At 53.9% G+C, this 19,387-nt stretch carries 16 protein-coding genes and 1 pseudogene; 7 read left to right on the top strand and 10 right to left on the bottom strand.

Annotated elements, in window-relative coordinates; all coding sequences use genetic code 11:
- Positions 1-149: 149 nt before the first annotated feature.
- Positions 150-1,796, top strand: a complete 1,647-nt coding sequence (fumA, locus tag AAEY27_RS12230; RefSeq protein WP_342320812.1) for a class I fumarate hydratase FumA — start codon at positions 150-152, stop codon at positions 1,794-1,796.
- Positions 1,797-1,980: 184 nt separating this feature from the next.
- The gene (gene fumC / locus AAEY27_RS12225) at positions 1,981-3,381 is read left to right on the top strand and encodes a class II fumarate hydratase (protein WP_342320811.1); all 1,401 of its coding nucleotides are present in this window, start codon (positions 1,981-1,983) and stop codon (positions 3,379-3,381) included.
- Positions 3,382-3,393: 12 nt separating this feature from the next.
- Here the strand turns inward: fumC and tus are convergent, their stop codons facing one another.
- From tus to rstA, 3 genes are all read right to left on the bottom strand, one after another.
- Entirely contained in the window at positions 3,394-4,323 is a 930-nt protein-coding gene (tus, locus tag AAEY27_RS12220) for a DNA replication terminus site-binding protein (RefSeq protein ID WP_342320810.1), read from the bottom strand.
- A gap of 77 nt (positions 4,324-4,400) precedes the next feature.
- The gene (gene rstB, locus AAEY27_RS12215) at positions 4,401-5,696 is read right to left on the bottom strand and encodes a two-component system sensor histidine kinase RstB (RefSeq protein ID WP_342320809.1); all 1,296 of its coding nucleotides are present in this window, start codon (positions 5,694-5,696) and stop codon (positions 4,401-4,403) included.
- Between the two features lie 21 nt (positions 5,697-5,717).
- Entirely contained in the window at positions 5,718-6,434 is a 717-nt protein-coding gene (rstA, locus tag AAEY27_RS12210; protein WP_342320807.1) for a two-component system response regulator RstA, read from the bottom strand.
- A gap of 128 nt (positions 6,435-6,562) precedes the next feature.
- Here rstA and AAEY27_RS12205 point away from each other — a divergent pair.
- Positions 6,563-6,899: pseudogene (locus AAEY27_RS12205) on the top strand (GlpM family protein).
- 2 nt (positions 6,900-6,901) lie between these two features.
- Here AAEY27_RS12205 and AAEY27_RS12200 read toward each other — a convergent pair.
- Both AAEY27_RS12200 and ydgH read right to left on the bottom strand, forming a co-directional pair.
- The gene (locus AAEY27_RS12200; protein WP_342320805.1) at positions 6,902-8,284 is read right to left on the bottom strand and encodes an amino acid permease; all 1,383 of its coding nucleotides are present in this window, start codon (positions 8,282-8,284) and stop codon (positions 6,902-6,904) included.
- A 199-nt stretch (positions 8,285-8,483) separates the two neighbouring features.
- Positions 8,484-9,428: a DUF1471 family protein YdgH gene (gene ydgH / locus AAEY27_RS12195; protein ID WP_342320804.1), complete on the bottom strand. Its 945-nt coding sequence runs from the start codon at positions 9,426-9,428 to the stop codon at positions 8,484-8,486.
- A gap of 523 nt (positions 9,429-9,951) precedes the next feature.
- Between ydgH and pntA the strand changes: the two genes are divergently transcribed.
- The 3 genes from pntA (at position 9,952) to AAEY27_RS12180 (ending at position 14,097) form a co-directional block, all read left to right on the top strand.
- A complete protein-coding gene (gene pntA / locus AAEY27_RS12190) occupies positions 9,952-11,481 on the top strand; it encodes a Re/Si-specific NAD(P)(+) transhydrogenase subunit alpha (RefSeq protein WP_342320803.1) in 1,530 nt (509 codons plus the stop codon).
- Positions 11,482-11,491: 10 nt separating this feature from the next.
- Entirely contained in the window at positions 11,492-12,880 is a 1,389-nt protein-coding gene (gene pntB / locus AAEY27_RS12185) for a Re/Si-specific NAD(P)(+) transhydrogenase subunit beta (RefSeq protein ID WP_342320802.1), read from the top strand.
- 107 nt (positions 12,881-12,987) lie between these two features.
- On the top strand, positions 12,988-14,097 hold the full coding sequence (locus AAEY27_RS12180) for a mechanosensitive ion channel family protein (protein ID WP_342320801.1): 1,110 nt from the start codon (positions 12,988-12,990) through the stop codon (positions 14,095-14,097).
- Between the two features lie 29 nt (positions 14,098-14,126).
- Here AAEY27_RS12180 and uspE read toward each other — a convergent pair whose 3' ends face one another.
- The 3 genes from uspE to ogt form a co-directional block, all read right to left on the bottom strand.
- Positions 14,127-15,074 carry a universal stress protein UspE gene (gene uspE, locus AAEY27_RS12175; protein WP_342320800.1) on the bottom strand — a complete coding sequence of 316 codons (948 nt, stop codon included), beginning with the start codon at positions 15,072-15,074 and terminating at the stop codon, positions 14,127-14,129.
- A gap of 143 nt (positions 15,075-15,217) precedes the next feature.
- Positions 15,218-15,970, bottom strand: coding sequence for a fumarate/nitrate reduction transcriptional regulator Fnr (fnr, locus tag AAEY27_RS12170; RefSeq protein WP_342320799.1), 753 nt, complete (start codon positions 15,968-15,970; stop codon positions 15,218-15,220).
- 209 nt (positions 15,971-16,179) lie between these two features.
- Positions 16,180-16,695, bottom strand: coding sequence for a methylated-DNA--[protein]-cysteine S-methyltransferase (gene ogt, locus AAEY27_RS12165; protein WP_342320798.1), 516 nt, complete (start codon positions 16,693-16,695; stop codon positions 16,180-16,182).
- A gap of 470 nt (positions 16,696-17,165) precedes the next feature.
- On the opposite strand from ogt, the gene smrA reads away from it, so the two are divergent.
- On the top strand, positions 17,166-17,729 hold the full coding sequence (gene smrA / locus AAEY27_RS12160) for a DNA endonuclease SmrA (protein WP_342320797.1): 564 nt from the start codon (positions 17,166-17,168) through the stop codon (positions 17,727-17,729).
- Here smrA and umuC read toward each other — a convergent pair.
- Together umuC and umuD are read right to left on the bottom strand one after the other, a co-directional pair.
- Complete coding sequence (gene umuC / locus AAEY27_RS12155; protein ID WP_342320796.1) at positions 17,726-18,979, bottom strand: translesion error-prone DNA polymerase V subunit UmuC; 1,254 nt, start codon at positions 18,977-18,979, stop codon at positions 17,726-17,728. The two genes, smrA and umuC, sit on opposite strands and share 4 nt — an antisense overlap.
- On the bottom strand, positions 18,963-19,340 hold the full coding sequence (gene umuD, locus AAEY27_RS12150; RefSeq protein WP_342320795.1) for a translesion error-prone DNA polymerase V autoproteolytic subunit: 378 nt from the start codon (positions 19,338-19,340) through the stop codon (positions 18,963-18,965). The genes umuC and umuD overlap by 17 nt, the downstream gene beginning before the upstream one ends.
- Positions 19,341-19,387 lie beyond the last annotated feature (47 nt).

Raw genomic sequence — 19,387 nt, 5'->3', positions numbered from 1 at the left:
ACCCGCAGGAAGTAACCAGCGAGGACAAAAAGTCGTACTAGTCTCAGTTTTTGTTAAAAAATTGTGTAGGATAAGGCGACTCGCTTTAACACAGGCAGAGGGATTCGCTGCCTGAACAATAACCAGACCGTGCCGTAAGTGAGAGAACAATGTCGAACAAACCCTTCTGTTATCAGGATCCTTTCCCGCTCGGAAAGGATGACACCGAGTATTATCTGCTGAGCCGCGAGCATGTTTCTGTCGCCCAGTTCGACGGCCAGGAGATCCTCAAAGTAGACCCTGAAGCGCTAACGTTACTGGCGCAGCACGCTTTCCACGATGCCTCATTCTTACTGCGCCCGGCGCACCAGCAGCAGGTTGCCGATATCCTCGACGACCCTGAGGCGAGCGAAAACGACAAATATGTCGCGCTGCAATTCCTGCGTAACTCGGAAATCGCCGCGAAAGGCATTCTGCCGACCTGCCAGGACACCGGCACGGCAATCATCATGGGCAAAAAAGGGCAGCGTGTATGGACCGGCGGCGGTGATGAAGCCGCGCTGGCGCGTGGCGTTTATAACACCTACACCGAAGACAACCTGCGTTACTCGCAAAACGCGCCGCTCGATATGTATAAAGAGGTCAACACCGGCACGAACTTGCCTGCGCAGATTGATCTCTACAGCGTCGACGGTGACGAATACAAATTTCTCTGCATCGCCAAAGGCGGTGGTTCCGCCAACAAAACGTATCTCTATCAGGAAACCAAAGCGCTGATCACTCCGGCGAAGCTGAAAAACTATCTGGTTGAGAAAATGCGCACGCTCGGCACTGCGGCTTGCCCGCCGTACCATATCGCCTTTGTGATTGGTGGAACCTCGGCGGAAGCCACGCTGAAAACCGTCAAACTGGCGTCGACCAAATATTATGACGCGCTGCCGACCGAAGGTAATGAACACGGCCAGGCGTTCCGCGATGTGCAACTGGAGCAGGAATTGTTGCAAGAAGCGCGCAATCTGGGTCTCGGCGCACAGTTTGGCGGAAAATATTTCGCGCATGATATCCGCGTCATTCGCCTGCCGCGCCACGGTGCGTCTTGTCCTATAGGTATGGGCGTTTCCTGCTCGGCAGACCGAAACATCAAAGGCAAAATTAACCGCGACGGCATTTGGCTGGAAAGGCTGGAGCAGAACCCGGGCAAATACATTCCGCAGGCGCTGCGCCAGGCGGGCGAGGGCGAAGCGGTGAAAGTGGACCTCAATCGCCCGATGCGCGAGATCCTTGCGCAATTGGCGCAATACCCGGTGTCCACGCGTTTATCCCTGACCGGCACCATTATTGTTGCCCGCGACATCGCCCACGCGAAACTGAAAGAACTGATGGACAGCGGCGAACATCTGCCGCAGTACGTGAAAGATCACCCGATCTATTACGCAGGCCCGGCGAAAACGCCAGAAGGATACGCTTCCGGATCCCTTGGGCCGACCACCGCCGGGCGGATGGATTCCTATGTCGATCAACTGCAAGCGCAGGGCGGCAGCATGATCATGCTGGCGAAAGGCAACCGCAGTAAACAGGTAACTGATGCGTGTCATAAACACGGCGGTTTCTACCTTGGCAGCATCGGCGGCCCGGCGGCGATCCTCGCGCAAAACAGCATCAAGCATCTGGAATGCGTGGCGTACCCGGAACTGGGTATGGAGGCTATCTGGAAAATTGAAGTGGAAGATTTCCCGGCGTTTATCCTCGTGGATGACAAAGGCAACGACTTCTTCCAGCAGATTCAGTCCGGTCAGTGCGCCAACTGCCTGAAATAATCCTGACCGCCCTGCGGGGCGGTTTTGGCACGTGATTTGTCGGCCAGATAAGGCGCTGTCGCCATCCGACATTGTTTTAAAGCACGAAGCATTCAACAACATTCTAAAAAGCATCAATACTTTTACTTGTTTGCAGGTGAGCAATGTCGATACCCACCATCACTTTGTATCCAAGGAGAGAGTAATGACAACGCATCGCAGTGAGAAAGATTCGATGGGCGCCATCGACGTCCCGGCAGATAAGTTATGGGGGGCGCAAACCCAACGGTCGCTTGAGCATTTTCGTATTTCAACGGAAAAAATGCCGGTCTCGCTGATCCACGCCCTGGCGCTAACCAAGCGCGCGGCGGCGAAGGTCAACCAGGATTTGGGGCTGCTGCCTGAAGAGAAAGCCCGCGCCATTATCGCGGCGGCGGACGAAGTGCTGGCTGGAAAACACCCCGACGAGTTTCCGTTGGCTATCTGGCAAACCGGCTCCGGTACGCAAAGCAATATGAATATGAACGAGGTGCTGGCGAATCGCGGCAGTGAGATCCTCGGTGGCGTGCGCGGGATGGCGCGCAAAATTCACCCGAATGATGACGTGAATAAAAGCCAAAGCTCTAATGATGTCTTTCCAACAGCCATGCATGTGGCGGCGGTAATTGGCGTGCGTGAGCAACTGATCCCGCAATTGCAGGTGCTGAAAAAAACGCTGAGCGAGAAAGCCACCGCTTTTGCCGACATCGTCAAAATCGGCCGTACCCATTTGCAGGACGCGACACCGCTGACGCTCGGCCAGGAGATCTCCGGCTGGGTCGCGATGCTCGAGCACAATCTCAAACATATTGAACAGAGCCTGCCGCACCTGGGCGAACTGGCGCTGGGCGGTACGGCTGTCGGCACAGGGCTGAATACCCATCCTGAATATGCTGAACGCGTGGCGAAAGAGCTGGCGAGTTTTACCCATCAGCCATTTGTGACCGCGCCGAACAAGTTCGAAGCGTTGGCAACCTGCGACGCGCTGGTGCATGCGCATGGCGCGCTGAAAGGGCTGGCATCTTCGCTGATGAAAATTGCCAATGATGTGCGCTGGCTGGCGTCCGGTCCGCGCTGCGGCATTGGCGAAATCGCCATCCCGGAAAATGAACCGGGTAGCTCGATCATGCCAGGCAAAGTGAACCCGACGCAGTGCGAAGCGATGACGATGTTATGTAGCCAGGTGCTGGGCAATGACGTGGCGGTGAATATTGGCGGCGCGTCCGGCAACTTTGAACTGAACGTCTATCGCCCGATGGTGATTCATAATTTCCTGCAATCGGTTCGTTTGCTGGCAGATGGGATGGAGAGTTTCAACGAGCATTGCGCAGTGGGTATTGAGCCGAACCGCGAGCGGATTAATCAGTTACTGAATGAGTCGCTGATGTTGGTCACCGCGCTGAATACGCACATTGGCTATGACAAAGCGGCGGAAATCGCCAAAAAAGCGCACAAAGAGGGGCTAACGCTGAAAGCGTCTGCGCTGGCGCTCGGCTACCTGACGGAAGCCGAGTTCGATAGCTGGGTACGCCCGGAATCGATGGTAGGCAGCATGAAACAGGCCTAATCCGCCAAATACCTAACCCGCCAAATAAAGGTGCAGCCGTGGGATCAGTAACGTCAACGGCTGCGCCTGCGGTTTATAGCGGTGTTGCACATTATCGGCGTTGTAATCCAGCAGTTCGCCGATGTCCGGCACCGCTGCGCCATTCTCTTCTGCAAGCAGGGCGATAATCGGCGTCGGGCAGGCGTATTGCACCTGTTTTTGCGACCCGGAATACCAGACCCGCGCGATTGGCTGCACTTTTACCGGCCGTTTGATTTTCAGCCGCGCCTGTTTCGGCAGGGCGGCGATGTCGTTGTACTCTTGCTCCACGCGCGCCAGCCACTCTTCGCGCGTCCAGGCGGAAACGGCACGCGGCGATTTCAGGCTTTTCTCCAGTTGCGCCAGTACCTCATCGCGGGTGAGATTTTTAATAATGTGCTTATTCGCCCAGCCGAAACGGATGGTTCCCGGCGAGCGGATCAGCGTCAGCGTGCGGTAAGCATTCAGCGTGATCAACCCTGGAAGATGGCGATGCACCCATTCAAAACGGGCGGCGGGCGTCAGCCCGGAATCCACCGTGACAATGCGCTCAAACGTTAATTTCAGCGAATTAATGGTGCTGATGCGCGCTTCAAGCGCTTTCAGCGCGGCTTCGCTGGTTTGATAACAGAGCACGCCCGGCAGACGGACGGCGGCTTTACTGCTGCGGTTTTCCGACTGCTGCTGAATAAACAGATGCGTGTAATGGCTCAGCGCCAGGCTGGCGGCCTGCTTGCCAATATGCTGTTTGACATGAATGGTGTTCAGCGGATCGTGCTCCGCGCCTTTGGCGATTTCCGGCAGGGTAAACACGCGACCGGCCATTAAACGGCAATCGCTCAGCTCCGCTTTCAGCGCCGCCAGTTCGTGTTCCAGCTGGCGAAAGGTGGTGTTCAGGCGGTCGATCAGATCTAAAGCGGCCATCATTCCCTCTATTTAGTTACAACATACTTTTAATTTATAGCACAGCAGCCGGGCATCGGCTACTGCGTCGTTATCGTTCAGGAGGGCAGTTGAATGTGGTGGTAAATTGGCCACTGGAAAGTAAATTGCGCGCCGCCAAGTTCACTCTGCGTGCAACTAACATTGCCGCCGAACGCCTGGGCAATAGAATACACAATCGCTAACCCTAATCCGCAGCCGCCGGTCGCGCGGTCACGGCTCGGATCGAGACGTACAAACGGTTCGAACACACGTTCGCGCTCTTGCGGCGCGATGCCTGGGCCGTCATCTTCCACCGTCATGCTGGCCAGCGAACCGTTGCGCTGCAAGGTCACTTTCACCGTTTGCTGGCTGTAGCGCAGGGCGTTGTTCACCAGATTATCTAACACGCGCTCCATCAGGCGCATATCGAGCGCGCCGTACTCTTCGCCTGCCGTACTGCTGAGCAACAAGGTGTGTTTCGGGTTCATACTGCGGGCGTCGTCCATATAACTGCGAAACCAGGCGGGCAGATCCGGCGTGGTTAATTTCAGTTCGGTTTGTGGGCGATCGAGACGGGCATAGGTCAGTAACTCTTCAATCAGCGCTTCCAACTGGCCAATGTCGCGATTTAGCGCCGCGCGTTCACTTTCGCTGAGGTTATCGCTCATCTCCAGCCGGTAACGTAACCGCACCAGCGGCGTGCGCAGTTCATGGGCGATACCGTCGATCAGCTGTTTTTTACTGGTGATCAGCGCGTTGATATTGTCAGCCATTTGGTTAAACGCGATGCCGAGGCGTTCAAAACTGGAGGCGCTGTCAAAATGGATGCGCTCTTCAAGATGGCCTTCGCCGAAGCGCTGCGCGGCCGATTCCAGCCGCAACATCTCCTGCCAGTGCGGACGCATCCAGATAAACACCGGGAAGGCGAGGGAGATGGCGATCAGCGCCATTAGCCCCATATCCAGCAGTCGCGTTTCATGCAGGAAAAAGAGATAGGGTATTGGGCCAACTGCCAGGACGTAGTGGCTACGGGGAATGCGCTGAATAAAGGTGTATTCCGAATCCAGCGCGACAATATCGCCTTCGCGCAGCCGCTGTGCAGAAGGCGCGTCAAGGGTAAATTTATTCATCGGCTCGATACGCAGATTAAACGACAGGTTGAGATCCAGCTCTTTCAGGGTCTTAGCCCATTGATGCGGCGGGATTTCGCGCAGTTCGCTGCGCATCAGGTAGAGCGAGCTTTTCATCAAATCGTCGAGGGACTGGCGGCCCGCCCGCTCGGCAGTGAATTTGTACACCAGGCCGACCAACATCGTCATGACCAGAAAGCAGACGAACAGCAAAAGGTAAAACTGGACGAACAGCTTTTTCATAGTGACACCTGGTTATGCGCTTCAGTTGTCCCACGCATGAGGGGCAAACAGATAGCCTTTATTACGGACGGTTTTGATGCGATAGGGTTCCGTTGCGCTGTCGAGCAGCTTTTTGCGCAGACGGGAAATCGCCACATCTACGCTACGATCCATGCCGTCGTAGCTCACGCCGCGTAAGTTTTTCAACAGTGCGTCGCGATCCATGATCTGCCCGGCGTGTGTCGCCAGTTCCCACAACAGTTCGAAATCCGCCGTCGAAAGTGAGACCTGAACACCAGCGAGCAGCACCTGGCGATTCACCGGATCGATAGATAATGTGCCGAAGCTGATGGTTTTATGCTGTTTCAACGAGGGAACCGCGGGTTCCGTTGCGGCGTGGGTGCGCTGGCGTAAATGTAAGCGCAAACGCGCCAGTAGCACAGCGGGCGGTGTGGTTTTGAGAATGTAATCATTCGCGCCCATTTCCAGCGAAAGGATATGGTTCATATCGCTATCAAGCGAGGTGAGTAGCACAATCGGGCCGTTCCACTGTTTGCGCAGATCGCGGCACAAAGTCATGCCATCTTTACCGGGCAGCATAATATCCAGCAGCACCAGTTCCGGGTTCTCACGGGCGATGACCTCTTCGGCACGATCGCCTCGGAGTTCAACAATGACATCCATATCGTGTTTGCCCAGGTACGCAGCGATAAGTGCGCCAACTTCCGGGTCGTCTTCCACAAAAACGATCTTATCCATATGCCATCGTGATTGAACAAAAACGTCAACATACACCGCCTTGTCGCAACCTGCCATTAATCTTTTCTAAACAACAAACGTTCCGTTATGCTGTCGCTCTTTGTTGTTTAAGTGTTAAAGGCAGAATTATGGGGTTGGTTATTAAAGCGGCGATCGGCGCGCTGGTGGTGTTGCTGATTGGCATGCTGGCTAAAACAAAAAATTACTATATTGCCGGGTTAATCCCGCTGTTTCCCACCTTTGCGCTGATTGCTCATTACATTGTGGCAACCGAGCGCGGCATCGAGGCGTTGCGCATAACGATCGTCTTCGGCATGTGGGCGATTATTCCGTACTTTATTTATTTGCTGTCGTTATGGTATTTCACCGGTTTTATGCGAGTCTGGCCGGCAGCTGGGCTGCGCGGTACTCTGTTGGAGCCTCAGCGCCTGGCTGTTAATTTACTGTTGGAGCCGCCTCCATTAATCTCACCGAGTCAGCATCCAGGTGGCGGGCAGTGCGGCGATCAGCAGCAGACCAATCAGCGCTTTTTCCCGCTGTTTGAGGGATGCTTCCAGCGCATGGGTGCGGCGCGCGTACATAAACACCAACAGGCCCGGCGCGTATAGCACCACTGACAGCAATAAATGCATCGGGCCGGAGGCATACAACAGCCAAAGGCCATACGCGCATGCGCCGATAGCCACCGCCTGATGCAGCGGACGGCGAGCGATTTTCAGCAGGAACGCGCCAACCAGCAAGTAGGGCACCAGAATCATTTCGGAAGCGATGGTCAACAGGGTGTTGTAATCCGAGCCGGTCAGCCAAATCAGCACCAGACACACCTGAACGCTGGTGTTGGTCAGCCACAGCGAGGCTGCTGGCGCATTGTTTTTGTTCTGGCGGGCAAAAATGCGCGGGAAGGCTTTATAAGTTGCCGCCAGCAGCGGCACTTCCGCCGCCATAATGGTCCAGCTCAGATACGCGCCGCACACCGAGACAATCAAGCCCGCCGCAATCACCACTTCACCCCAGCTACCGAGCAATTTGACCATCAGCCCGGCCATCGACGGGTTACGCATTTCCGCCAGTTCAGCGCGTGGAACGACGCCCAGCGAGAGCAGCGTAACCAGCAGATACACGGTTAACGCAGCCAGCACCGCCAGCATTGTGGCGCGGCCAACGTCGTGTTTATTGCGCGCACGGGCGGAAACCACCACAGCGCCTTCCACACCGATAAACACCCACAGGGTGATCAGCATGGTGTTTTTCACTTGTTCCCAAACGGGAACGCCCAGCGCCACGCCGCTAAAATCAAATTTGAATTTATCGAGGTTAAACGCCAGCGCCGCCAGCACGACAAACAGCCCGAGCGGTACCAGTTTTGCCAGCGTTGCCGCCAGGTTGATGCTCGCCGCGGTTTGCACCCCGCGCAGCACTAACGCATGCACAATCCATAACAGGGCGGAAGCGCCCACAATCGACTGCCAGGTATTACCATCACCAAACAGGCGTAGCGCTGGAGTGTCGGTAAAAAAGCTCAAAGCGGAAAAGACAATCACCAGGTAGGAAACGTTAGCGATGACCGCACACAGCCAGTAACCCCAGGCAGAGCAAAAGCCGATCAACTCGCCAAAACCTTCGCGGGCATAAGTAAAAATGCCGCCATCAAGATCCGGGCGGATGCGGGTCAGGATCAACATGGCGAAGGCGAGCAGTAAAATCCCCGCGCCGGTAATCAGCCAACCAAGGATCAGCGCCGCAGGGCTGGCGACTTCCGCCATATTCTGCGGCAGGCTGAACACGCCTGCGCCGAGCATTGAGCTCAAAACCAGCGCAGTTAAAGCGCTAAGGCCAAGTTTCTTTTCCATTGTTATCCTGTCAAAAATGCAACTAATCCAGAATAATTATTTTGCCGGGGCGCATAAATATGGTGGATATGACTAAGGCGCGGGATTTTACGGAGAGTCGCTTGGGCATGCAATGCGCGGGAAGGTAATTTTCACGAAAAACCGAGCAAAATCGCAAAAAAAAGGCGGCTACAGGAGCCGCCTGGTAAACCAGTACCGATTATTTGAACAAGTCAGCGCTGATTGTCATGTTGTTGCCGCTCTCGGACCACTGGCGCGTGATGTGGTAATACTTCGCGCCCTTGGCTGCTGCACGTTTCGCAACCTGGTAGGAGATTTCGGTCATGTTACCGTAGTTGCCGGTGAACTTGATGCTGTCGAACGGCACCATCTGCGCGGCCGTGATTTTATTCACTTCTTCAATCTTTTTGCCGTCAGGCAGCGTGACGCTGTAACGACCGCCGCTGGAAGATTGTGTTTCGAAGAAACGGCCTACACCGACGCCTGGTGTGGCATCGGAAGCAACGCCCGGGATTTCCACTTTCTTGGCTTCTTCGCCGCCTTTTGCCAGCGCAGCGCGGCCCGCATCGGAATCACGCGGAATAGCATCGGCGCTTTGCAGAACGCGTTTTTTCGCGTCAGCTTTGTACACAAAAGCCGTCACCAGCTGGTTGCCGCCCTGGTTGGCATCAACCTGGCGCACAATATAGAAAGAATGCGCGCCTTTCGCTTTGGCCGCTTTGGTGATGGCGTCGTTAACTTCAGGCTGGGTACGGAAGAAACCTTGAACAGTCACCGTATCGTATGGTTCCAGTTGAACCGCTTTGTCTTTCGGTAATTCCGTAATGCCGTTAATCACACGGTATTCCGGTTTATCGGCTTTGGCTGCGTCTGCTTTATATAAATCGGCGGTTACGCGCTGGTTGCCGCTGTTACCCGCATCATGGGAGTCAACAACGTAAAATGCCGCCGCACCTTCTTTATCCGCGCGTTTGGACACTGCGTTAACCGCATCGCCAATGGCGTTAAAGCGGCCAGTGATGACAATACGATCGTAAGGTTTCACCGCTGCTGCTTGCTCCGGTGTTAACTCTGTCGCAGCGTTGGCGGACAACGCGGTCACGGACAGAAGTGCTGACGCCAGGAGGGTGTACTTGAGCTTCATAAAAATAATCCTTCGCCTTGCGCAAACCATAAACTGGTGTTGTTGTTAGGAAAACGTCGGTGATTATTGCATTTAAACAGAGCGACTGTCTGCGTGATTTTTCACTGACTGTGCTGTGGGCAGGGTTAATAACGATAACCTTTAGTGATATGTTGAAAAAACAGGCGATTGACCCGTAAAAGTGATAAAGCATATGACTTTTTAAAGTTAATGCATTGTTAAAAAGCTAATCTTCGCTGGAGATTAATCGTGTTTTGCCGCTTCGCTTAAGCGGAATATCAGTCTGTACGCATGAATTTAAGGCAAATAACCCTGCCAGCCTCCTCAATAGCTTAATTTTCCCAGATAAACGCATAAATTGTCTTTTCCGGCGGTGGATCAGCGGCGTTATTTTCAGTAGGTTATAGAAAGTTTGTTACTGTTTTATTTTCCGGGACGTAGTCCGTATTTCTGTCGTACAGATGCAACGCTGTTCCGGTAACGACTGACAAACCATCATCTAAAACCGATGGAAGGGAAAACTATGCGTATTGGTGTACCTAAAGAACGGTTGGCCAATGAAACCCGCGTTGCGGCGACGCCGAAAACGGTCGAGCAGCTGCTTAAATTGGGTTTCACCGTCGCGATTGAAAGCGGCGCCGGCAAACTGGCAAGTTTCGATGACGATGCGTTCACCCAGGCTGGGGCGACGATTGTCGACGGCGATAATGTCTGGCATTCGGACGTGATCCTCAAGGTCAATGCACCTGATGAAGAAGAGATTGCGCTGTTAAACCCCGGCACGACGCTGGTGAGCTTTATCTGGCCTGCGCAGAATCCGGCGTTGATCGAGAAACTGGCAGCGCGAAATGTGACTGTCATGGCGATGGATTCCGTGCCACGTATTTCCCGCGCGCAATCGCTGGATGCGTTGAGTTCCATGGCGAACATCGCCGGCTACCGCGCCATTGTTGAAGCCGCGCATGAATTTGGCCGTTTCTTTACAGGGCAAATCACCGCCGCAGGTAAAGTTCCACCGGCAAAAGTGATGGTTATTGGCGCGGGTGTTGCGGGTCTTGCCGCGATCGGCGCCGCCAACAGCCTTGGCGCTATCGTCCGCGCTTTCGATACTCGCCCAGAAGTGAAAGAGCAGGTGCAGAGTATGGGCGCCGAGTTCCTTGAGCTGGATTTTGAAGAAGAGGCGGGCAGCGGCGACGGTTACGCGAAAGTGATGTCTGAAGCCTTTATCAAAGCCGAGATGGAACTGTTCGCCGCACAGGCAAAAGATGTCGATATCATCGTCACTACTGCGCTGATCCCAGGCAAACCCGCACCAAAACTGATTACCCGCGAGATGGTCGATTCCATGAAGCCGGGCAGCGTGATTGTCGATCTGGCTGCGCAAAACGGTGGTAATTGCGAATACACCGTGCCTAATCAAGTCAGCACCACCGCTAACGGCGTCAAAGTGATCGGTTATACCGACTTGCCTGGCCGCCTGCCGACACAATCTTCCCAGTTGTACGGCACCAACCTTGTTAACCTGCTGAAACTGCTGTGCGTTGAGAAAGATGGCAACGTTGTTGTCAATTTCGACGATGTGGTCGTGCGCGGTGTTACGGTGGTTCGCGATGGTGAAGTGACCTGGCCGGCGCCGCCTATTCAGGTTTCCGCACAGCCACAGGCTGCACCAAAAGCCGCTGCTGCACCGAAAGAAGAGGCCAAACCGGCGTCGCCGTGGCGTAAATATGCGTTGATGGCGCTGGCGATTATTCTCTTCGGTTGGCTGGCGGATGTGGCGCCGAAAGAGTTCCTCGGCCATTTCACCGTTTTCGCGCTGGCTTGTGTGGTCGGCTATTACGTCGTGTGGAACGTTTCTCATGCGCTGCATACGCCGTTGATGTCGGTCACTAACGCCATTTCCGGCATTATCGTTGTCGGCGCGCTGCTTCAGATTGGTCACGGCGGCTGGGTCAGCTTCTTAAGCTTTATCGCGGTGTTGATTGCCAGCATTAATATTTTCGGTGGTTTCACCGTCACTCAGCGCATGCTGAAAATGTTCCGGAAGAACTAAGGGGTAACAAATGTCTGGAGGATTAGTTACAGCTGCATACATTGTTGCCGCGATCCTGTTTATTTTCAGTCTGGCGGGGCTTTCCAAGCATGAAACCTCCCAGCAGGGTAACAACTTTGGTATCGCCGGTATGGCCATTGCACTGGTGGCGACCATTTTTGGCCCGGAAACCGGCAATGTCGCCTGGATTCTGGTGGCGATGATCATTGGTGGCGCTATCGGTATTCGTCTGGCGAAGAAAGTCGAAATGACTGAAATGCCGGAACTGGTCGCGGTGCTGCACAGCTTTGTCGGCCTGGCAGCAGTGCTGGTCGGTTTCAACAGCTACCTGGATCATGAAGTGGGTCTGGACCCGGTGCTGGTGAATATTCACCTGACCGAAGTGTTCCTCGGTATCTTTATCGGTGCCGTCACCTTTACCGGTTCTATTGTTGCGTTCGGTAAGCTGCGCGGGAAGATCTCCTCTAAGCCGCTGATGCTGCCGAACCGCCACAAGATGAACCTGGCGGCGCTGGTCGTTTCTTTTGTGCTGCTGCTGATCTTTGTTCGCACGGAAAGCGTTGGTCTGCAAGTGCTGGCGCTGCTGCTGATGACCATCATCGCGCTGGCGTTTGGCTGGCATTTAGTGGCGTCCATCGGCGGGGCGGATATGCCGGTTGTGGTGTCGATGCTGAACTCCTATTCCGGTTGGGCGGCGGCGGCGGCGGGCTTTATGCTCAGCAACGATCTGCTGATTGTCACCGGTGCGCTCGTCGGCTCGTCGGGGGCGATACTTTCTTACATTATGTGTAAGGCGATGAACCGCTCCTTTATCAGCGTGATTGCTGGTGGTTTTGGTACGGATGGTTCTTCCAGCGGCAGTGATGAAGAAGCGGGCGAGCACCGTGAAATCAACGCCGAAGAGACGGCGGATCTGCTGAAAAACTCGCATTCTGTCATCATCACCCCGGGTTATGGCATGGCGGTGGCGCAGGCGCAGTATCCGGTAGCGGAAATCACCGAAAAACTGCGCGCGCGCGGCGTGAAAGTACGTTTTGGTATCCACCCGGTTGCCGGCCGTTTACCGGGCCACATGAACGTGCTGCTGGCGGAAGCGAAAGTGCCGTATGACATCGTGCTGGAAATGGACGAAATCAACGATGATTTCGCCGATACCGACACCGTGCTGGTTATCGGCGCGAACGACACCGTCAACCCGGCGGCACAGGACGACCCCAAAAGCCCCATCGCCGGTATGCCGGTTCTGGAAGTGTGGAAAGCGCAAAACGTTATTGTGTTCAAACGCTCTATGAACACGGGCTATGCTGGTGTGCAGAACCCGCTGTTCTTTAAAGAGAACACGCAGATGCTGTTTGGCGATGCCAAAGCCAGCGTCGATGCGATCCTCAAAGCGCTGTAATCCGTACAGCCTGCCAATACCGCTCTTCGGGGCGGTATTTTTTTGCCCGCTATCCGCCAAAACCCGCGTCTATACTTTTCTTTCTATGTTTTTTAAGCGGAGGAAGGATGACGTTTTTGTCACGTTTCGACTTCATATCCATGTTGATGTTGCCATCATTCTGGATCGGTTTTGGGACAGTCGTGGTGGTAACGCTGATTGTCTACTGGCTGTTTAAGCGCTTACTGGCGGTGTTGATGAAAGGTGCGCAAAGCTGGAGCGAGCGGCAGCGCGGTGTAGGAAAAATGCAGCATGTGTTGGTGGATATGTTGAAGCGCACCAGCCGATTTCTGCTTTTCATCGCCGCGTTGCTGTTTAGCCTGCGCTTTGTTGATCTGCCCGATCGCCTGTTCAACACTCTTGGCCATGCCTGGTTTTTAGTACTGGCAATCCAGGTGGCAATTTGGATGGATCAGGGCGTTGTTTCGTGGATGCGCCATTTGATGTATACGCCAGGCGCGAGCAAAAATCCGGTCACCATGGTGATTGCCGGTTTGCTGCTGCGAATGATGCTCTGGACAGTCATGCTGTTGTCGATTCTGGCGAACGTGGGCGTCAATATCACCGCGTTGGTTGCCAGCCTGGGGGTTGGCGGTATCGCCATTGCGCTGGCCGTGCAAACCATTCTTAGCGATGTTTTCGCGTCGCTTTCCATCGGTTTTGATAAGCCTTTCGAAATCGGTGATTTTGTGGTGTTCAATGACGTTGCCGGCACCATCGAACACATTGGTCTTAAAACTACGCGCATCCGCAGCCTGAGCGGCGAGCAGATCGTTTGTGGTAACGCCATTTTGCTGCAACAGACGCTGCATAATTACAAACGCATGCAGACGCGGCGAATCGTTTTTACTTTCGGTCTGGCATTAACGACGCCGCCGGACAAATTGCGCAAAGTGGGGGAAATGGTGCGAACCATCATTACTGAGGTTGGCGAAACCAAATTTGACCGCGCGCATTTCCAGGGTTTTGCCGCCGATAGGCTGAATTTTGAAGTGGTGCATATCGTCAACACGGCGGATTACAACCAATACATGGATATTCAGCAGGAGATTAACATCCGCATTATGGAAAAATTGGCTGAGCAGGGTATCGAACTGGCGCTGCCGTGTGTGGTTGTCAAAGGTGGGCTGGCGGTTGAGAACGCGTCCATTGAGGAAAGTGGGCAGCAGACGGCATAAAAAAACCCGCCAGCGGGCGGGTTTGATGGTTAATCGTCTTCTTCGTCCAGCTCGACCGGCGTCTGGTATTGATCTGGCTTGATAACCAGTAAATCGCAGCGCAGATGATCGATAACCTGTTCGGCGGTATTGCCCAAAAACGCAGCGGAAATCCCGGTACGCCCGATGGTGCCCAGCACCACAATCCCGGCCTGCAGATGTTCAGCCAGGTCCGGGATCACTTCTTCCGGCAAGCCTTTTTCCACATGCGTCATTTTTTCATCAATACCAAATTTTTGCCGCAGCGCTTTCATTGCCAGCAAATGCTGACCGCGAATCGCATCGTTATATACACTCGGGTCAAACTCCGGCAGTTCAATAGCGATATTGATCGGCGTGACCGGATAAGCGCCAACCAAATGCACTTCTGTATGGTTAACCTGCTCAGCCAGTTGCTGCGTCTCTTTCACTAATTTTTCATTCAGCGAGTTGTGGTAAATCTCTTCGCTGGCGAGGTTCACCGCCACAACGGCCCGACCGCCTTCCGGCCAGGGCTGATCTTTGACCATCCATACCGGGCAAGGGCATTTACGCAGCAAGTGCCAGTCGGTGGGGGTGAAAATGACGGATTCCAGTTTGTCGTGCTGGTGGGTCATTTTCAGCAGTAAATCATGACCACCCGCCAGCACTTCCTGAATGATCGCTTCGAAGGGACGATTGTGCCACACCACTTTAATCTCGATAGGCACGCCCGCGTCGATGTAGTACTTAGCCTGCTCGCGGATCCACGCGGTACGCTGACTAATGACGCCTTGGCGCATTGCGGTTCGCTCATCGGGGGACAGAAGGGTGGTCATCTCGTAAGAGAAATCATAGATTGGTAAAAACGCTTTGATTCGGCCGCCAATCCGTTGGTGTAAATACACGGCGCGTCGTAATGCTGGCTGATCGTCCTGGTTAGGATCGATGGCGACCAACATATTCTGATACTTAGCCATACAGGTCTCCTTACATCTGTCACCACAGTCTGTAAGTAAAAGATAACCCATAAGTGCTGAATGAAACAGGGAAAACCTTTTGCCAGATCAATAAATCAGAAAAATTTAATGACCTGGCAAAGGTGCATAAGACGGGGAAAAAATCAGGCTACGTTACGCGCGTGTCCGGCCAGTTGTGCCAGCAAATCGCTATTCTCAATGGTGATGTACTTGCCTTTCACCGCCAGCATCCCACTTTTCTGAAAACGGCCCAGCAGGCGGCTGATGGTTTCCACTGTCAGACCCAGATAGTTACCGATGTCGCCACGGGTCATGGTCAGGCGGAACTCACGCGGCGAGAAACCACGCTGTGCGAAACGACGGGAGAGATTGTAGATAAACGCCGCCAGACGCTCTTCGGCATTTTTCTTCGACAACAGCAGGATCATATCCTGATCGCCTTTGATCTCGCCGCTCATCAGACGCATCATTTGCTGACGCAGGTTTGGCATTTTGCCAGACAGATCATCAAGCGTTTCAAACGGGATTTCACAGACCATGGACGTTTCCAGTGCCTGAGCAAAACTTGGGTGGTGGCCGGTACCAATTGCATCAAAGCCCACTAAATCACCCGCCAGATGGAAGCCGGTGATTTGCTCATCACCTTGTTCGGTGATGGTGTAGCTTTTGATGGTACCCGAACGGATGGCGTAGAGCGATTTCAGTTCATCCCCTGCTTTAAACAGAGTCTGACCTTTCTGGATGGGCTTTTTACGCTCGATGATATTGTCGAGCTGATCCAGCTCGTGTTCATTGAGGGTAAAAGGGATGCAAAGCTGGCTAATGCTGCAATCCTGGCAATGGATTGCACACCCGCCAGACTGAATGCGTCGTATAATTCGCTTTTCCGGGATCATAGGTCTGCTCAACGCCGTAATTGATATTGGTCAATTTTAACATCTTTTTATTGAGCACGTAAGCCTGGCAAAACGTCAATTCACGATTATTAAAACAGAGGAGCGAAACGGTAAGAGATGACCTTGCATCATCTCTTTGAAATTCCACCATTTCGTTAAGGCTTTTACCACAGAACGCAAAGAAAAGAAGCCTAAACAGGCGTTTTTTCTCACAATAGCAAATACTTCTCATGGCGCAGCAGCCACTCTTTGCGCTGCACGCCGCCCGCATAACCGGTCATGGTGCCGTTACGCCCAATCACGCGGTGGCAGGGAACAACAATGCTCACCGGGTTTGCGCCATTGGCCGCGCCCACTGCGCGAGCGGCACCCGTGCGCCCGAGGATTTCCGCCAGTTGACCGTAATGCATCACTTGCCCGCAAGGGATGGTGCGCAACATCTGCCACACTTCGCGCTGAAAAGGCGTTCCGCCGGTTGCTGTCGGCAGCGTATCGATAATCGCCAGATCGCCGGCAAAATAATCCTGCAATTTCTGGCTTAATCCGCCCGGATTACGTGCCGCGATGCGCTGATACCCTTCGCTGCGATAATGAATATTCAGCAGTTCGACCATGCGAGCGCTATGTTCTTCCCATTCGACCGCGCGAAGCTGAAAACGCTCATCGCACAGCACCCATAACGGGCCAAGCGGGGTAGAGATCTTATCTTCAAGCAGGGTGAGCATCGGGCATCCTTAACGGTGGTTAGCGGCGTCAATTTATCAGACAAAACCTGCTGCCACCATACCCCAAAGGTACGCTTGTTTGCGGTCAGAATTTTCAGCTGGAAATATAATTTCGGAGCGGCTTGTTATGTAATGGATGATATATTCTATTTTTTAAAATAATAAAAAAATAGAGCCTGCCGACATCCGCCAGGCTCTACAGTACACACAAAAATGCGTCCTTTCTTTATTGTTCGCTTTTTTTTCCTTGCGTGGTAAATATAGTTATAGCGGTTACAATTTCTATTACCAGCACGAAATGGTGATTGATTTCACGATAACTTAACTGAAATTTAGAGTATTAATATCGTTGTAATTTACGTTAAGGTTTTTAACCCGTTAACGTGCAAGGGGTTAATCGGCGTTAGTCGTTGAGCGTGCGCGCCACGCCAGCTATAGTACCTCAGCAGAAGTAGCTGGAGGACTGCCCCATGAACCCTGACGACAAATCCCTGTTCCTTGACGCCATGGAGGATGTCCAACCTCTAAAGCACAGCGCCGATGTGCACTGGCAACCGAGCCATAATTCCCGCACCTTGCAGCGCGTTGACACCCTGCAACTCGATAACTTTTTAACCACCGATTTCCTGGACATTATTCCTCTCGATACGCCGCTAGAGTTCAGGCGCGAGGGTCTGCAAAACGGCGTGATTGATAAGCTGCGCCTGGGGAAATATCCCCAGCAGGCGAGTCTGAATCTCCTGCGCCAGCCAGTAGAGCAGTGTCGACAGGCGCTGTTTCGCTTTATGTATCAATGCCGGCAGGATGGGCTACGCAATCTACTCATCATTCATGGCAAAGGGCGCGAGGATAATTCGCACCCCAACATTGTGCGCAGCTATCTTGCGCGCTGGTTGTCTGAGTTTGATGATGTGCAGGCGTTCTGCGTGGCGTTGCCGCACCACGGCGGCAGCGGCGCGTGCTATGTCGCGCTGCGCAAATCCGAGCAGGCGAAGCACGAAAACTGGGAGCGGCACGCCAAGCGCAGCCGCTAACCGGCCTGGGGGACATCATCCAGTTGGGTGGTCCAGGCGGGTGAAAGCAGGGAGCGCTTCATCGTCCAGTCGGGTGTTACCCCCTGGCCCGCAAACCACAATTTGTTGCCTTTCTTATTTAATCTGTCCAGCACATGCATAAGCGCCTCGCTATTTCCCTGCGGGGCGTACTCATCAAATAAATTAAGTTGTGCCACGCCTTTGCTGAAAAAATCGCCCAGCATTACGCCGGCTTTTTGATAACGCGGGCCTTGCTTCCAGATAATATCCAGGCTACGCGTTGCCGCGGCGATAATATCCCGCGTGTCATGGGTTGGCGTTAGCAAACGTATTCCCGCGCGATTGCTGTAATAAGGTTCATCGTCATCGTGAGGGCTGCTCTTAATAAAGGCGCCGACATAGCGACAATATTGGTGCTCGGCGCGCAATTTCTCAGCGGCCCGCGCCGCCCAGGTACAAATACCTTCGCGCACAGAGGCGTAATCACTGACGCGCTGGCCAAATGAGCGGGAACTGATGATTTCGTTCCTGGACGGTGAAAATTCAGAAAATCCCAGGCAGGGTTCACCGCGCAACTCGCGTACCGTTCGCTCAAGCACCACGCTGAAATTTTTACGGATAAACCACAGATCGCTCTGCGCCAGCTTGAGCACGGTATCAATGCCCATTGCGTCCAGCCTTTTGCTCAGCCGACGGCCAATGCCCCAGACATCGCCGACCGGCAGAGCCGCCATCAGCTTGTGCTGGTTTACCTGGCGCGATAAATCCACAACGCCGCGCGATTGTTCCGGCCATTTTTTGGCGGCGTGGTTCGCCAGTTTCGCCAGCGTTTTGGTCGGGGCAATGCCCACCCCGACAGTGAGCATGGTGCGTTGATAAATGGCATCGCGTATCGTTTTCCCGAACGCTCTCAGGTGCGGGATACCGGTCAAATCGACAAATGCTTCATCGATGCTGTACATATCCACGCCCGGACAAATCTCTTCCAGCAGGGTCATCACCCGGTGGCTCATGTCGCCATACAGCGCGTAGTTGCTGCTGAAAACTGCCACGCCGTGGCGCTGCATCAGCTCTTTTTGTTTGAAAAAAGGCTCCGCCATATTGATGCCGAGTGCTTTGGCTTCGGCCGACCGCGAAATTACGCAGCCGTCATTGTTCGAGAGCACGACCACCGGTTTGCCGGTTAAATCCGGCCGCCAGACAGTTTCGCAACTGGTATAGAACGAGTTCACATCAACGAGCGCGTACATGGCGAGCCGGCAAGGTAATTACGGTGGTCACCACGCCTACAATGTGCGCGCCTTCTTCTTCATCGATTTTTACGACCGGGTAAGCGGGGTTATCCGCCACCAATTGCGGGCGGGGCCGCAAACGCAGGCGCTTAACGGTAAAGCCGCTTAACAGCCGGGCGACGACGATATCGCCATCGCCCGGTTGCAGGCTGGTGTCCACCAGCAGCAGTGAACCCGGCAGGATCGCCGAATCGCACATGGCATCGCTCGATGCGCGTATCACATATGTGGCCGACGGGTGGGCGATCAGGCTTTTGACAAGGTCGATCGCATCTTCGATATAGTCCGCAGCCGGGCTGGGAAAGGCGCTGGTAGTCATAATGAGTGTGAATCTTTATTGGTACTGTATATAAATACAGTATCGTT

The organism is Kosakonia sp. BYX6, from assembly GCF_038449125.1.
Classification (GTDB): Bacteria; Pseudomonadota; Gammaproteobacteria; order Enterobacterales; family Enterobacteriaceae; genus Kosakonia; species Kosakonia calanthes.
The sequence above is the reverse complement of the archived record's forward strand: the minus strand, read 5'-3'. Positions and strand labels throughout refer to the sequence as shown.

Coding starts and splice junctions, on each gene's coding strand:
- smrA (WP_342320797.1), top strand. CDS start 17,166: ATGAACCCTGACGACAAATCCCTGTTCCTTGACGCCATGGAGGATGTC.
- fumC (WP_342320811.1), top strand. CDS start 1,981: ATGACAACGCATCGCAGTGAGAAAGATTCGATGGGCGCCATCGACGTC.
- AAEY27_RS12200 (WP_342320805.1), bottom strand. CDS start 8,284: ATGGAAAAGAAACTTGGCCTTAGCGCTTTAACTGCGCTGGTTTTGAGC.
- ogt (WP_342320798.1), bottom strand. CDS start 16,695: ATGCTCACCCTGCTTGAAGATAAGATCTCTACCCCGCTTGGCCCGTTA.
- fumA (WP_342320812.1), top strand. CDS start 150: ATGTCGAACAAACCCTTCTGTTATCAGGATCCTTTCCCGCTCGGAAAG.
- uspE (WP_342320800.1), bottom strand. CDS start 15,074: ATGGCTAAGTATCAGAATATGTTGGTCGCCATCGATCCTAACCAGGAC.
- umuD (WP_342320795.1), bottom strand. CDS start 19,340: ATGACTACCAGCGCCTTTCCCAGCCCGGCTGCGGACTATATCGAAGAT.
- pntA (WP_342320803.1), top strand. CDS start 9,952: ATGCGTATTGGTGTACCTAAAGAACGGTTGGCCAATGAAACCCGCGTT.
- fnr (WP_342320799.1), bottom strand. CDS start 15,970: ATGATCCCGGAAAAGCGAATTATACGACGCATTCAGTCTGGCGGGTGT.
- rstA (WP_342320807.1), bottom strand. CDS start 6,434: ATGGATAAGATCGTTTTTGTGGAAGACGACCCGGAAGTTGGCGCACTT.
- AAEY27_RS12180 (WP_342320801.1), top strand. CDS start 12,988: ATGACGTTTTTGTCACGTTTCGACTTCATATCCATGTTGATGTTGCCA.
- rstB (WP_342320809.1), bottom strand. CDS start 5,696: ATGAAAAAGCTGTTCGTCCAGTTTTACCTTTTGCTGTTCGTCTGCTTT.
- ydgH (WP_342320804.1), bottom strand. CDS start 9,428: ATGAAGCTCAAGTACACCCTCCTGGCGTCAGCACTTCTGTCCGTGACC.
- umuC (WP_342320796.1), bottom strand. CDS start 18,979: ATGTACGCGCTCGTTGATGTGAACTCGTTCTATACCAGTTGCGAAACT.
- tus (WP_342320810.1), bottom strand. CDS start 4,323: ATGGCCGCTTTAGATCTGATCGACCGCCTGAACACCACCTTTCGCCAG.
- pntB (WP_342320802.1), top strand. CDS start 11,492: ATGTCTGGAGGATTAGTTACAGCTGCATACATTGTTGCCGCGATCCTG.